This window comes from Candidatus Dependentiae bacterium, from assembly GCA_020431705.1.
Lineage (GTDB): Bacteria > Babelota > Babeliae > Babelales > Vermiphilaceae > JAGQHQ01.
Genome location: JAGQHQ010000042.1, coordinates 1 through 871, shown reverse-complemented (window position 1 = coordinate 871; position 871 = coordinate 1). Strand labels below are relative to the sequence as shown.

Genomic DNA, 871 nt, shown 5'->3' with positions numbered 1-871 from the left:
GAAATGTAAATGTAAATGAAGAAAAAAAGAATCTAGATGATGCTTCAAGAAAAGAAGTAGATGGAGAAGAAAAGAATTTAGATGATGCTTCAAGAAAAGAAGTAGATGGAGAAGAAAAGAATTCAAATGATGCTTCAAACGAAGAAGTAAATGGAGAAGAAAAGAATCCAGATGATGATTCAAGCAAAAATAATAACAACAATAATCTAAAACAAGGTGATTCTTCCATCGTCGTAGGTAATGCTTCAAGCAAAGAAGGAAATAAAGAAAAAGAGAATCCAGATGATGTTTCAAGCAAAGAAGTAAAGAATCCAGATGATGTTTCTTCCAGCGTCGTAGGTAGTGATTTAAATTCAAGCAAAAAAGGAAATGTAAATGTAAATGAAGAAAAAAAGAATCTAGATGATGCTTCAAGAAAAGAAGTAGATGGAGAAGAAAAGAATACAGAAGGTGGTTCAAACAAAGAAATAATAAAGTATACGATGGCGGCAGTAACAGCGAAACAAAATATAGAAAACGCATTAAATGCTATTAATAATGCTAATGATTCTAGTAAAGGCAACAACGAGGCTTCTGTTGAAATAAAAAAATGGTTTGATGGAGAGAATATCAGCTATAGTGGCAAGATTACCAAACACAACGGTATACAACAAAAGTATGAAATCTCTATAACGGCAGGTATTACAACACCAAAAAATAATAAACAGCGCACCACAATATATAATGTGATACTTATTGATAATAATAATAACAAAGATAATGATGCTATTGTAAATAAAATTTATGAGTGCATTGAAAAATGGAAAAAGAATAATCATGCAGTAGATGGTTCTAAAGATGCTGAGACTTTCCATGTCTAAAAAATTATTAT

The 871-nt window shown here is 30.5% G+C and carries 1 protein-coding gene; it reads left to right on the top strand.

The features are described from left to right. Positions 1-860: hypothetical protein (locus KC460_05220; protein MCA9770742.1), on the top strand; the 860-nt coding region annotated here is incomplete at its 5' end. Positions 861-871 lie beyond the last annotated feature (11 nt).